The organism is Flavitalea flava, from assembly GCF_054461575.1.
Genome location: NZ_JBTLQH010000027.1, coordinates 1 through 13,861 on the forward strand (window position 1 = coordinate 1; position 13,861 = coordinate 13,861).

At 45.2% G+C, this 13,861-nt stretch carries 10 protein-coding genes; 5 read left to right on the forward strand and 5 right to left on the reverse strand.

What is annotated here, in order from left to right; genetic code table 11:
- Positions 1-283 (forward strand): MutS-related protein (locus ACX0G9_RS21010; RefSeq protein ID WP_459066920.1); only part of this gene is annotated, 283 nt, incomplete at its 5' end.
- A gap of 60 nt (positions 284-343) precedes the next feature.
- Here the strand turns inward: ACX0G9_RS21010 and ACX0G9_RS21015 are convergent.
- The 3 genes from ACX0G9_RS21015 to ACX0G9_RS21025 all read right to left on the reverse strand — a co-directional run bounded on the left by ACX0G9_RS21015 (position 344) and on the right by ACX0G9_RS21025 (position 4,523).
- Complete coding sequence (locus ACX0G9_RS21015; protein WP_459066921.1) at positions 344-568, reverse strand: hypothetical protein; 225 nt, start codon at positions 566-568, stop codon at positions 344-346.
- A 269-nt stretch (positions 569-837) separates the two neighbouring features.
- On the reverse strand, positions 838-2,763 hold the full coding sequence (dnaK, locus tag ACX0G9_RS21020) for a molecular chaperone DnaK (protein WP_459066922.1): 1,926 nt from the start codon (positions 2,761-2,763) through the stop codon (positions 838-840).
- 383 nt (positions 2,764-3,146) lie between these two features.
- Positions 3,147-4,523 carry an HAD-IB family phosphatase gene (locus ACX0G9_RS21025; protein WP_459066923.1) on the reverse strand — a complete coding sequence of 459 codons (1,377 nt, stop codon included), beginning with the start codon at positions 4,521-4,523 and terminating at the stop codon, positions 3,147-3,149.
- A gap of 192 nt (positions 4,524-4,715) precedes the next feature.
- On the opposite strand from ACX0G9_RS21025, the gene ACX0G9_RS21030 reads away from it, so the two are divergent.
- On the forward strand, positions 4,716-5,174 hold the full coding sequence (locus ACX0G9_RS21030; RefSeq protein WP_459066924.1) for a helix-turn-helix transcriptional regulator: 459 nt from the start codon (positions 4,716-4,718) through the stop codon (positions 5,172-5,174).
- Between the two features lie 23 nt (positions 5,175-5,197).
- Positions 5,198-5,608, forward strand: coding sequence for a VOC family protein (locus ACX0G9_RS21035; RefSeq protein ID WP_459066925.1), 411 nt, complete (start codon positions 5,198-5,200; stop codon positions 5,606-5,608).
- 1 nt (position 5,609) lies between these two features.
- Here ACX0G9_RS21035 and ACX0G9_RS21040 read toward each other — a convergent pair whose 3' ends face one another.
- Entirely contained in the window at positions 5,610-6,056 is a 447-nt protein-coding gene (locus ACX0G9_RS21040; RefSeq protein ID WP_459066926.1) for a GtrA family protein, read from the reverse strand.
- A 263-nt stretch (positions 6,057-6,319) separates the two neighbouring features.
- Here ACX0G9_RS21040 and ACX0G9_RS21045 point away from each other — a divergent pair, with 263 nt between their 5' ends.
- Positions 6,320-8,302, forward strand: a complete 1,983-nt coding sequence (locus ACX0G9_RS21045; RefSeq protein ID WP_459066927.1) for an arginine--tRNA ligase — start codon at positions 6,320-6,322, stop codon at positions 8,300-8,302.
- A 93-nt stretch (positions 8,303-8,395) separates the two neighbouring features.
- On the forward strand, positions 8,396-11,839 hold the full coding sequence (locus tag ACX0G9_RS21050; protein ID WP_459066928.1) for a VCBS repeat-containing protein: 3,444 nt from the start codon (positions 8,396-8,398) through the stop codon (positions 11,837-11,839).
- Between the two features lies 1 nt (position 11,840).
- Here ACX0G9_RS21050 and glgB read toward each other — a convergent pair whose 3' ends face one another.
- The gene (gene glgB / locus ACX0G9_RS21055) at positions 11,841-13,796 is read right to left on the reverse strand and encodes a 1,4-alpha-glucan branching protein GlgB (RefSeq protein ID WP_459066929.1); all 1,956 of its coding nucleotides are present in this window, start codon (positions 13,794-13,796) and stop codon (positions 11,841-11,843) included.
- Positions 13,797-13,861: the final 65 nt, after the last annotated feature.

Here is a 13,861-nt window from a genome sequence, read left to right on the forward strand (position 1 = left end):
GGTATTGATTGACGAGATCTTACGTGGCACCAATTCCGAGGACAAGACCCATGGGTCGGAAATGTTCATCCGAAAATTACTGAATTACTCCTGTCTTTCCCTGTTTGCTACCCATGACCTGAGCCTGGGGCAACTCGAAGAAGAAAAACCCGGCATTATCAGCAACTATTGTTTTGAGAGCGTGATCGAAAATGGAGAATTGTTCTTTAATTATCAACTTCAGACCGGCATCGCCAGGAACAGAAATGCTTCCTTTCTGATGAAAAAAATGGAGATCATATAAAAAAAACCCTGCGATTAAAAAACGCAGGGGTTTTGCCTTAAAAAATATTAGTAACGACAATCAATAACCGAACCCGGTTACGATCCTTGGTTTTCTACGATGACTACCCGAAAGTCTTCCGCTCTTGCGGATATTCCACAGCTTAACTATGCTAAAAGAATTATTGCTTTCCTGGGCGGGATGAAATTCAACACCTGTTGCTACTGTTTCTTTTACTTCTGTTACTAATTGTTTAAGGATCTGAGGTTCCATTTGTACAATAGATTGTACGACATCACTGTTCATAAATGTATGCTTTTTTGATTTTATAAATATTTACCTGAGCAACTTAGGGAGAAAAAAAACACTGAGAATCGTTTGAAAAGAAAGTGTCTGATTTAGAGTCTTTATACTCTGGATTACCCTGATGGCAAGTGGGTAGTTGCTCAAATGTTTGGCTCGCGAGCTAACTTCTGAGTGCAAAAGTAACACTTTTTGGGGAATAAACAACAAGAAAATGGCCACTCCTGGAGGAATGGCCATTTTTGCACTGCAATATATTGTCTTTCAGTCACTTATTTCACTTCTTCAAATTCGGCATCTGTCACGTTCTCACTGCCACCTGTATGAGATGATTGCTGGCCTGCGCCGTTCGCGCCTGCAGCACTCTCTCCGCCGGGTTGAGCCCCCCCGGCATCCTGGGTGCCTTTGTACATATCTTCAGATGCCACCGTCCAGGCCGCATTCAATTCTGCAACAGCCAAGTCGATCGCGGCAACATCCTGGGATTTATGCGCGTCTTTCAATTTTGCCAATGCTGCTTCGATCGGGGCTTTTTTATCAGCCGGGATCTTTTCCCCAAATTCCTTTAATTGTTTTTCAGTAGAAAAGACCAGGCTATCGGCCTGATTGACCTTTTCGATCTTTTCGCGGGCGGCTTTATCCGTCGATTCATTGGCCCTTGCCTCTGCCTTCATTTTTTCTACTTCATCCTTGCTTAAACCGCTCCCGGCTTCGATCCGGATCTTCTGCTCCTTACCGGTACCTTTGTCCTTGGCCGTAACATGTAAAATGCCGTTGGCATCTATATCAAAGATCACTTCCACCTGGGGAACGCCCCTTGGAGCAGGTGGAATACCATCCAGGTTAAACGTACCCAGGCTTTTATTCTGGGTAGCCAAGGGCCGTTCGCCTTGTAAAACATGGATCTGAACACCCGGCTGGTTATCACTTGCCGTAGAAAATGTTTCTGACTTTTTGGTCGGAATAGTCGTATTGGACTCGATAAGACGCGTCATTACACCACCCATCGTCTCGATACCGAGGGAAAGCGGGGTAACATCCAATAAAAGAACATCCTTTACTTCTCCACTCAATACAGCACCCTGAATACCGGCTCCGATAGCCACTACTTCATCAGGATTTACTCCTTTATTAGGTTTTTTGCCAAAGAACTTTTCGACGATCTCCTGTACTTTAGGAATCCTTGTAGACCCTCCTACCAGGATGACCTCGTCTATTTTAGAGATATCCATCCCAGCGTCTTTAAGGGCCTGTTCACAAGGTTTTAAACATCTCTCGAACAGGGTGTCGGATAATTGTTCGAATTTAGCGCGGGTCAGTTTTTTCACCAGGTGTTTGGGAACGCCATCCACAGCCGTGATATAAGGCAGGTTAATCTCCGTTTCGCTGGAAGAAGATAATTCCACCTTTGCTTTTTCAGAGGCTTCTTTTAACCGCTGCAGTGCCATAGGGTCTTTCCGCAGATCGGTATTTTCATCCTTTTTAAACTCATCAGCCAACCAGTCCATGATCACTTTATCAAAATCGTCTCCGCCCAGATGGGTATCCCCATTGGTTGATTTCACTTCAAATACTCCATCACCCAATTCCAGGATAGAAATATCGAAGGTTCCTCCCCCAAGGTCAAATACTGCTATTTTTTCATCTTTTCCCGCCTTATCCAATCCGTAGGCCAAAGCGGCAGCTGTCGGCTCGTTGACAATCCGGCGAACGGTGAGTCCGGCAATTTCACCTGCTTCCTTGGTAGCCTGACGTTGTGCATCATTAAAATAGGCAGGAACGGTAATGACCGCCTCTGTAACTTCCTGTCCCAGATAGTCTTCAGCCGTTTTCTTCATTTTTTGAAGGATCATGGCAGAAATCTCCTGTGGTGTATATAAACGGCCATCGATATCGATACGAACCGTATTATTATCCCCCTTGGCTACCTTATAGCTCCAATGGCTGATCTCATTGGTCACTTCGCCAAATTGACGGCCCATAAAACGTTTGACCGACATAATGGTATTTACCGGATTGGTGATCGCCTGGCGTTTGGCCGGGTCTCCCACCTTTCTTTCTCCATTTTTCAGAAAGGCTACGACAGACGGAGTAGTCCTGCGACCTTCGTCATTGGCTATGACTACCGGCTCATTGCCTTCCATTACGGATACACAACTGTTGGTTGTACCCAGATCAATTCCTATGATTTTTCCCATATAATGTATCTAATTTAAAGGTTAGTTGAATCTATTCGGGAATGATTGACAATCATTGTGCCATGGAGAAAAAAATGAAAAAATGGCAGTGATTCGGCCACGGGCCGAATGGCCGAAGGCCCATCATGAGAGCGCAGACAGGGGTCATATTCATATGACCCCGGGCAAATAAGGTATCCCCGGAGACCGCAGGTCTCCGTAAAGATCATCAGGTCGACGTCTATCCGGAAGATATAAGTAATTAAGAAGTAATCAGTTAAAGGGGAAAATCGGGAATACAATCGACCTCCGGTCTCCGGAGGTCTCCTGTGCCCGGGGTCATATGAATATGACCCCTGTCTGCGCTCTCATGATGCCCCTTCGGGGGCCCGCCCGTGGCGGGCCTAGCGAACCACTCCCAGAACCGGTCTTAGCGACTGTTCCCGGAACACATAGTCGGCCACCTCATCGAGCGCAGAGGTTCCTGAATTAAAGGAAATTCCCGTTCCCGCCATTTTGACCATACAAACGTCATTTTCCCCGTCTCCAACCGCCACAGCGTCGGCCACGCTGATTCCAAAACGGTGTAATATGTACTGGAACATATTGGACTTACAATGCTCATGATCACAATGGCTGAATTTATCCTTTAATAACTGGGAAGGTATCTTTACTTCTCCCGTAGCAACGCTTTTTGAGAATTCCAGCTCATTGCCCAGGGTGAAATCCAGGCCCAGCATATTTTTAACATGATTGGCAATACAATGATAACTGTCGCTGATTATGCCGCAAACATAACCCCTCACCTGTAGCTCCCGGATCACTTGTACAGCGTCCCCAACCAGCGGAATGGATTCAAGCACATGGATAAGTTCAGTGAAGGTCCTTCCCTCCAACAACCTGGCTATTTTTTGGGTTCGGATATAATGACTCTTTTTCTGGGACAAGATGTCTTCCAACTCCTTTTTAAACCCGAATTTCTCTGCGGCCGCATGAATGAAACTCCCCTGGATCAGTGTGTTATCCATGTCAAAAACGATCATTTTCCTCGGCTCCCGCACCATTTCTTTAAGGGCGAATTCTACCTGCTCCCGCATGATATGGGTAGAATCTTCAACATCATCCCTGCGGTGGTTGTGAAAGATATTGACCCGCTTGAAAATAGCATTAGCCACCTGTTTGGCAATCCTGCCCAGAATAGGCAGGGGCTGCCGGTCTGTCTCCAGTTCCCCTATACAAACCTCCCGGATCCTGGCTTTTACCTGGTGCATATCTATCAGCAACCCTATATCGACCCCATAATCATTATCAAATTCCACTTTTTTAAAAAAACTCTTTTTTCCGGCAATCATCCCACTCAAAGGCTGTTTATACTGTAATAACTGGGGGAAAAAGAACTCCAGCAGTGGTTTGGCCAGGATTTCCGTTACCCGGCCTGTCTGTCTTTCAAAATAGGACTTGACAAAATCTGCTTCGTCACCGATGAGGGGTTCGGTCAATTTTTCAATGATATCTGCCGTATAATTGGGAATATCCGCGTCCAGGAAGACAAGTAGTTCATTTTTAGCCATGAGCATCCCTTCCCGCATAGATTCTCCTTTGCCGATATGGGTGCTGGTAATGATCCGGGTGCCTTCTTTTCTTGCTTCGGAAATGGTATTATCCGTCGAAAGATCATCGACCACAATGATTTCTGTCACCAATTCATTCCGTTTGGCTTGCTGAATAACGTTCCGGATGGTCTTTTCGTCATTTAAAGCAGGAATGATTACGGTTATCATGGGTGTATCATATTTAGAATATAGGAATGATAATTGTTCGGTTAGGGTAATATGAGGCCCAAGGCAGTGCCCCTGAACAGGCTTCTAAAACTATGCCAATAAGTTTTTTACAAACTCTTCGGGGCATAGATTAAATTTGAGAGACAATATTTTAATTCTTCCATACTTATCACATTAAATCCTGGCCCGGACATGCCCATTCCTCCGGATATATACCGAAAGATCCTGACCGCCAAGCTTTTCATGGACGAGAATTTCCGTGAAGCCATCGACCTGGATCATATTTCCAGGCAGGCCTGTTTGTCCCGGTATCATTTTCACCGGCTTTTTACCCGCATTTATAAAAGAACACCCCATAGGTATCTCACTCAAAAAAGGATCGAGCAGGCCCGCCTCTGGCTGACAGATAATAAATGCTCCATATTGGAGATCTGCAATAATATTGGATTTGAAAGCATCGGGTCTTTCAGCGTACTTTTTAAAAGGGAGATCGGTTTTGCCCCACAATCCTATCGCCAAAATGCACTGCAAAAAAAACGACAGGCAGAACGGAATCCAATGGCGTTTATTCCACATTGTTTTATCGAATCGCTGGCAGGGCCTGTCGAAAAAAGCAAGATCCGAGAAGATTCTCCAGCAAGGAACGACTAGTTTTACTTACTAAATTATTTTTTATGATCACGCGCGTATCGCATATGACCATTTTTGTCCAGGACCAGGACAAAGCTCTTGATTTCTATGTTAATAAACTGGGATTCACCGTCAACACGGATGCTGTCATGGATAATGGCTTCCGCTGGATTACCGTAACCCCTCCGGAACAGCCGGATCTGGAGATAATCCTGCTAAATCCGCTTTCCGGTATGAGTTATGATGAAGAAACGAAAAATGCCTTCGAGGTTTTATTGTCCAAAGGGGCTTTAGGTGCCGGTGCCCTTTCTACTCCGGACTGCCGCGCTACTTACCAGGAATTGAAAGAAAAAGGGGTCCAGTTTAAGTCAGAACCTAAAGACCAATTCTACGGGATTGAAGCCATTATTACAGATGGGCTTGGCAATTGGTTCAGTATGACGCAACGGAAGTAAGCTAGAGTTGTTCCTGTTCGGCCGCAATGACCTGTTCTGTTTTTTTGAACGTGTAGTTCTTTTGGGTCAGGTAACTGAAGGACACGACAATGATCGTTGTCAACATCTTGGCCACCGTAGGGTAGATATGAAACTGCTCTACAAAAAGTTTGATAAAAACGTAGTTCAGCAGCAGGCAGATCACTACCAGCACGAAATACCGGAATAACTGCACCCTGCCATGCAGGGTAGATTGAGTAAACACGACATTTCGCATCAGGAAAAATCCGGTGGGGAAACTGACGCAGAAGGAAATGATAAAGGCCGCAATATGTGGCTTGAAAACAATAAAACCAAGGTTCAGATCCTGTTTGTGCAGAATAAAGTTATAACTGAGAAAAAAAACAAGGATATCCAGAAAGGTATTCCCCCCGCCGCAGGCGGCATAACGAAAGGTCTGTATAGGCATAATCTTTCTGAAGGGAGGGTAGAAAAAGTCAATAAAAGATATGATCCAGCTTTTTATCATCGGTTCGAGACAATTATAACGACGAAGATACTTATAAAATACGTTTTTTTAAGCCTAAAAGATCAATAAACGCAAACAATTCCTGACCCTGATTATTCAACCGTTAAATAATACCCATTCACCCGCTCATAATCCCGCTAGATTCTCCCAGTTCCAAGAAGATTCGCAGACTTACCCTATTTTTGCAGCCAATGAACGGAAAAATGGATATAATCAACCAGATCAGCATAGCTGCCCGTCAGGTACTGCACGAAAATTATCAATATAAGGCAGAGGACTTACTCGTGAATGAGACCAAGCCGGAATTCGAAGGCGATTATACGGTCGTGTTATTCTCTTTTGTCAAGGCTTTAAAAAAGTCACCGGATGTTTTTGGGAATGAATTAGGGCAGGCTCTTCTGGAGAAATATCCGGGGCTATTCTCCCGGTTCAATGTAATCAAGGGGTTCCTGAATTTGTCCATTTCCGACTCCCGCTGGACCGATTTTTTACAGGAAGAATATTCCAATAAGGAATACGGGCGGAAAGAAAAGAACGGGAAGAAGGTAATGGTCGAATACTCCTCTCCCAATACCAACAAACCTCTGCATATGGGTCACCTCAGGAATAATTTCCTGGGATGGAGCGTGGCGGAAATCTATAAGGCGAACGGATATGAGGTGGTCAAAACCTGCATAGCCAATGACCGGGGTATCCATATCTGCAAGAGCATGATCTCCTGGCAATTGTTTGCTGGCGGGGCCACACCTGCCAGTACCGGAATTAAAGGAGATCGTTTTGTGGGAGACTATTATGTAAAATTTAATGAGGAACTAAAAAAACAAGCCGCTCCTCTTGCCGGGGCTATTTATTCGGGTGATTATAGTGGCATCGGCGCGGAAACACGCGATATCCTTCAAAAACATCTGGCCAAAATAAAGGAACTGGAAGCCTTTTTACCAACGGCTAAGGATGACAAACACCGGTCCGGTCTGGAAGGGAAAATAAAGGAAGAACAGACTGCCATTAAAGATATAGCCGAAAATGCCACTACCCTGATGCGGGAAACCAAACAAATGCTGGTTGATTGGGAAAAGGGCAAGCCCGAAGTGATCGAACTTTGGAAAACAATGAACAGTTGGGTATATGCCGGCTTTGACGAGACCTATAAAAGGATTGGCAGCGATTTTGATAAGATCTATTATGAAAGTAATACCTATCTGTTGGGCAAGGACCTGGTAGAATCCGGGTTAAAAAAAGGGGTGTTCTTTCAAAAAGAAGATGGCAGCGTTTGGATCGACCTGACCGCCGACGGGTTGGATCAGAAGATCGTACAAAGAAAGGACGGCACAGCGGTTTATATGACTCAGGACATAGGTCTTGCCGTCAATAAATATGCAGAATTTCATTGCGATCTCAGTGTTTATGTAGTAGGAGACGAACAGAATTACCATTTTAAAGTGCTTAAGCTTATCTGTCAGAAGTTAGGTTTGCCCTCCGCTGACGGGATCTATCATTTGAGTTATGGGATGGTAGAACTGCCCACAGGAAGAATGAAAACACGGGAAGGGACAGTTGTAGACGCAGACGACCTGTTGGATGAAATGATCCTCGAATCCGAAAACAAAACAAAAGAGCAGGGTAAGACGGAAGGTTTTTCTGCGGAAGAACTAAAAGTTCTTTATGAAACGATCGGGATCGGGGGTCTGAAATTCTTTCTGCTTCGGGTAGACCCGAAAAAAAGAATGGTATTCAACCCTTCCGAATCCATCGAACTCCATGGATATACGGCTACCTTCATTCAATACACCTATACAAGAACCCAGGCTATCTTCCGTAAACTGGAAGCAGGCGCATCGCCGGCATCTGCTGAACAAACCAATGATCAGGAGACCCCGGCAACGCAGGATACCGTGGATACCCTGTCGCCTGGAGGTCTCTTAGCGCTGGAAAGGGCAATGATCATCTGTTTGGAAAAATATCCCGTGGTCGTGGCACAGGCAGGCATAGAAATGAGCCCGTCGGTGATTACAGGTTATGCGTTCGAAGTTGCACAGACTTTTAATTCCTTTTATAATGCCCATTATATAATCAATGCGGAAACCCCGGAGAAAAAAGAATTACGGCTACGGATTTCCCAATTGACGGCAAACGTACTTCATTCATCCATGGCCTTGCTGGGAATCCGATTGCCGGATAGGATGTAGTAAAGCTGTGGTACTTTTTTAACTGATGCTGGTCGGATTTTGCTTTACCTGTTCAAAGCAAACCAGAGTTTCTTATATTAGGTGTAAAACCCGATGTTTTTACCCCGGTTGTTTTTGCTTATGGGAGCGGCCTGTTTTTTTGCGACCGCATGCACCCGGCCGGTTGAAAAAAAACAATTCCATTTCACGAGTCTCCCTTCTTCCCAAACGGGTATTGATTTTGAGAACAGGATCACAGAAAACGATTCCCTGAATTTATTCATTCACGAGTATGCCTATATGGGCGGTGGCGTGGGAATCGGTGATTTTAACAGGGATGGATTGCCCGATATCTTTTTTACTTCCAATCAGGGCAGCTCACAATTATACCTGAATAAAGGACATCTCAAATTTGAAAATATTACCCAAAAAGCAGGGGTTTCAACAAAAGGCTGGTGCACGGGTGTCAGCATTGTCGATATCAATCATGACGGGTGGCCGGATATTTATGTATGTGTTTCCGGATTGGTTCCGGGGGACCGTAGAAAGAATCTCTTATTCATTAACCGGCACGATCTCACTTTTACCGAAGAAGCGGAAGCCTATAACCTGGCAGACACCTCCTATTCCACCCAGGCTGTATTCTTCGATTATGATAAGGACGGTGACCTGGATATGTATCTGCTCAACCATAATCTAAAAGGAGAAAAGACCAATGATGTCCGGCCAAGGATCAGGGATGGAAGTTCCTTGTCCGCAGACAGATTGTACCGGAACGAGGGTACGCCTGAAGGATTAAATCACCCGGTATTTAAAAATGTTTCCCGGGAAGCAGGAATCCTGGAAGATGGCTATGGCTTAGGAGTCGTGGTGAGTGATCTGAACGGAGATGGATACCCGGATATTTATGTTGCCAATGACTATGTCCGCAATGACGTTCTCTGGCTTAATAACAGGAATGGAACCTTCACCAATGCCATCGCTTCGTCCATGCGGCATCAGGGCTATTCTTCCATGGGGGCGGATGCAGCCGATTTTAATAATGATGGTTTACCTGATCTGGCTACCCTGGATATGCAACCTGAAACCAACCAGCGAAAGAAAATGATGTATTCCTTTCTCAGTTATGACCGGTATATGGAAGAGCGGTTTAAAGGGTATGAGCCGGAATTTATGCGCAATATGCTGCAGGTGAACAATGGTTCAAGAATGCTGAATGGCAGATCCGAGCCTTATTTCAGCGAGATAGGCCAATTGGCCGGCATATCGGAGACGGATTGGAGCTGGAGCGTATTGATGGCAGATTTTGATAATGATGGTAAGAAAGATATGCATATCAGTAACGGCATGGGGCGCGACCTGATCAATGCCGATTTTATCGAATATAAATTCAATACCCTGGGCAATACAGGAGGTATAAACCAGGACGAACTGCGAAAAAGTTTTGTGGATCGCCTGGCATCGATGGGGCCTGTACCCATGCGGAATTATCTTTATCATAATACCGGCGATCTGCATTTCGAAGATATTTCTATTCAGGCGGGTCTTACCGAAAAACAAATCTCCAATGGGGCCGTTTATGCCGACCTGGATAATGACGGAGACCTGGATATTATTACGAATAATATCAACGGCCCGGCCACGATCCTGCGAAATGATCTTTATTCCGGAGACCGACCCCCTGAACCCCGTGAGCTCCGGGGGAACAAAATACCAGGTGGCGGAAAAGAACAGGATTCTATCGCTCCCGGTTACCTTACGCTCCGGTTAACGGGAGACTCGCTGAATACAGAGGGCCTTGGAACACAGATATATGTCTTTTCGGGCGGAGCCGTGCAAATGCTGGAACAATATCCGGTAAGAGGCTATCTTTCCAGTGTCGACCCCCGTATACATATTGGTTTGGAAAAAAAAGAGATCGATTCCTTACAAATAGCCTGGCCTGACGGAAAATTGCAGGTCATTATTCATCCTGGTATTAATAGAATACTAACGGTCCGTTATTCGGAGGCAAAGATTTTGCCTTATTGGCCCGCTACCCGAACTCTTTTATTTGCCCCATCCTTACACCCTCTTTTTACCGATATATCCGGTCAGACCGGAACGGATTTCCGCCACCAGGAATCTTTTTTTAATGACTATGCCTATCAGCCGCTGATTCCTCAAAAATATTCCCAGGAGGGTCCTTTCCTTTCTACAGGTGACATGAATGGAGACGGCCGGGAAGATTTTTTTATAGGTGGAGCTTACAAACAGTCCGGTAAATTGTATTTCCAGCAACCGGATGGAGGTTTCAAAAGCAGGGATCTGATTACCGGCACCAAAAACCAGGAAGATATGCAAAGTGTCTTATTTGATGCAGATAAGGATGGGGATTCAGACCTTTTTATTGCTGAAGGAAGCAGCGAATTCGACATTAATTCTCCTTTTTACCACCCCCGTTTATACCGGAATGATAGTAAGGGTAATTTTACCTGGGATAGTACTGCCATTCCCGGCCAGGTGATAACTGCCGCCAGGTGCCTGGCCGCTGCTGATTTTGACGGAGACGGCTATACGGACGTTTTTATCGGAGGCCGGGTAATACTGGGACGATATCCGGAATCACCCCGTAGTTTTTTATTAAAGAATGATCATGGAAAGTTTGTGGATGTAACGGCCAAAATTTGCCCAGCCTTACAAAACGCAGGAATGATCACCTCGGCGATCTGGGCAGATATAGATAATGACCACCATCCGGAACTGATCCTGACAGGCGATTGGATGAGTATTCGTATTTTTAAATACCGGCAGGGCATTCTGGAAGAAATCACTGCCTCATCCGGAATGCAAGGGCTGAATGGGATGTGGAGAAGTCTATCTGTAGCAGATTTGAACAACGATGGTTACCCGGATATCATCGCGGGTAACATGGGTACAAATCAACCTTTCCATATCGGTAAAGATCAGCCGGCTTCCTTGTATTATGCGGACTTTGATGGAAATGGCATTATCGATCCGATCTTTTGTTATTATATCAGGGATGAAACGGGTGGGTACCGCCTTTATCCCGGAATAAACAGGGATCAATGGGCCAGGCAACTCCCTTCCATTAAAAAGCAGTTTAACCGGAATGAGCTTTTCGCCAGGGCGACCCTTTCGGAAATTCTATCACCGGAGAGCCTTGCCCAATTTAACGCACAGGTGCTTTCCTGCAACGAGGTCCGTAGTGGCTGGTTTAGTAATGATGGTAAAGGCCATTTTCAGTTTCATCCTTTCCCGGTTGAAGCCCAGATTGCTCCGGTTAATGTTTCCTTGGCCGGAGATTTTGACCATGACGGGAAAATGGATTTGTTATTGGCCGGCAATGAATACGAATATAATATCATGGTTGGCAGGATGGACGCTTCCTACGGCCTCTTGTTAAAAGGAGATGGCAAAGGAGGATTTAACGCCGTTCCTTCGAAGGTTAGCGGGTTGGCACTCGAGGGAGATATCAGGGATCTTAAATGGATTTCAAAGGAAATTATCCTGGTCGCCCGGAACAATGATACAATGATCACCTTACGTAATAACTAAATTATTTGAGCACGATCGCGCCCAAAGGGGGAAGGTGAACAATCAGTTCGTATTTATTTTCAGAAGAATCCACCAATCGAACCGGGATTTCCGGATTAAACGTGTCGCCGGTTCCCCAATATTTTTTTTCGTCGCTGTTGAATAATTCTTTCCAGGAGTTTTTACCATGGGCAAAAACCTTCCAATCCTTTCTTATAACAGGGGTAAGATTAAGGAGGATCAACAGATCATTACCGGGGTCTTTCCCTTTCCGTCGAAAGACGACCACGCTCTCGTCACGATGGCCTAGATCCACCCATTCAAAACCTTCTTTTGAAAATTGTTTTTCATACAAGGCCGGTTCGCCCCTCAGCAATTTGTTCAGATCCCTTACACAATCCTTTAGCATCCGGTGACTGTCGAATTTCAATAAATCCCATTGCAATTCGCTTTTATAATTCCATTCGGAAGTAGCCCCGAATTCATTGCCCATAAAAAGCAGCTTACCTCCGGGATGGGTGAGCATATAGGTATACAATAAACGCAGATTGGCAAATTTCTGCCAGTCATCTCCCGGCATTTTGTAGAGCATGGGGCTTTTCCCGTGTACCACCTCATCATGGCTCAGGGGAAGCATGAAGTTCTCATCATAATAATACATCATGCTAAAAGAGAACTTATCCTGTTGAAACCGACGGTTGATGGGGTCAAATTTAAAAAAATCAAGGGTATCGTGCATCCATCCCATCATCCATTTCATGCCAAAACCCAAACCTCCGGAGAAAGTAGGTTTACTGATCCCGGGCCAGTCCGTAGCTTCTTCGGCAATCGTTTGAACATCCGGGAAATCCCTGTAGATGGTTTCATTAAGATCCTTAATAAAGGCGATCGCTTCCAGGTTACCATCCCCTCCGTATTCATTGGGCTCCCACTGACCGGCCGTACGGGAATAGTTCAATTTTAAAAGAGAGCTTACCGCATCGACCCGGATCCCGTCCGCATGGAACCGGTCCAGCCAGAACCGCGCATTGCTGATCAGAAAAGACTTGACCTCTCCTCTTTTATAATTAAAAATATAGCTGTTCCAATCGGGATGAAACCCTTTTCGCATATCCGCGTATTCATAGGTATTTGCGCCATCAAAAAGGTACAACCCATGGGCATCATAAGGAAAATGAGATGGCACCCAATCGAGGATTACTCCGATTCCTTCCTGGTGAAAAGCGTCAACTAGTGCCATGAACCCCTGTGGATCGCCGAATCTCGAAGTCGGCGCATAATAACCGGTACCCTGATACCCCCAGCTTCCGTCAAATGGATGTTCCATTACCGGCATAAGTTCGACATGAGTGAATCCCATTTCCTTTACATAAGGTACAAGTCTCTCCCGGATCTGTTCATAAGTATTATATTGCTCTTCATCGTTCTTATCCGGACGCATCCAACTGGCTAAATGAACTTCATAAACACTCCAGGGAGCATCCAGGGAATTGTGCGTTTTTCTTTCGTCCATCCAGCCTTTATCTTTCCAGGAATAATCCAATTCCCAGGTGATGGATGCCGTATGCGGGCGTTTTTCCCAGTAATTGGCATATGGGTCGCCTTTATCCAGGATCTCTCCGTTGAAACCTTTAATGTGATATTTATACGCCTCCCCTTTAGGCAGGCCGGGAATAAACCCCTCCCAAATCCCGGATCTTTCCAGTCGCACCATCAAAGGATGCGCTTTCGGATCCCAGTTATTAAAATGCCCGATCACCGAAATATAAGTTGCATTGGGAGCCCAAACTGCGAAATAATAACCGGTCTTTTCCAACACGGTGACCTGGTGAGCGCCAAACAGGTTATACAGACGATAATGTGTACCCATCTGAAAATTCGAAATATCTTCCTCCGTAAAAAGAGAATAATTCCAAACCGCTTTGGTCGAATCCACAAAATGGACGTCTTCATATCGCTTTGGCAGAGATGGTTCCAAAATTAATTTTTTATTTTTATGGAATTGATAAACCTCACTACTCTTGTACTTATATCATTACACTC

Coding starts and splice junctions, on each gene's coding strand:
- ACX0G9_RS21025 (WP_459066923.1), bottom strand. CDS start 4,523: ATGATAACCGTAATCATTCCTGCTTTAAATGACGAAAAGACCATCCGG.
- ACX0G9_RS21050 (WP_459066928.1), top strand. CDS start 8,396: ATGTTTTTACCCCGGTTGTTTTTGCTTATGGGAGCGGCCTGTTTTTTT.
- ACX0G9_RS21030 (WP_459066924.1), top strand. CDS start 4,716: ATGCCCATTCCTCCGGATATATACCGAAAGATCCTGACCGCCAAGCTT.
- ACX0G9_RS21045 (WP_459066927.1), top strand. CDS start 6,320: ATGGATATAATCAACCAGATCAGCATAGCTGCCCGTCAGGTACTGCAC.
- ACX0G9_RS21015 (WP_459066921.1), bottom strand. CDS start 568: ATGAACAGTGATGTCGTACAATCTATTGTACAAATGGAACCTCAGATC.
- dnaK (WP_459066922.1), bottom strand. CDS start 2,763: ATGGGAAAAATCATAGGAATTGATCTGGGTACAACCAACAGTTGTGTA.
- ACX0G9_RS21035 (WP_459066925.1), top strand. CDS start 5,198: ATGATCACGCGCGTATCGCATATGACCATTTTTGTCCAGGACCAGGAC.
- ACX0G9_RS21040 (WP_459066926.1), bottom strand. CDS start 6,056: ATGCCTATACAGACCTTTCGTTATGCCGCCTGCGGCGGGGGGAATACC.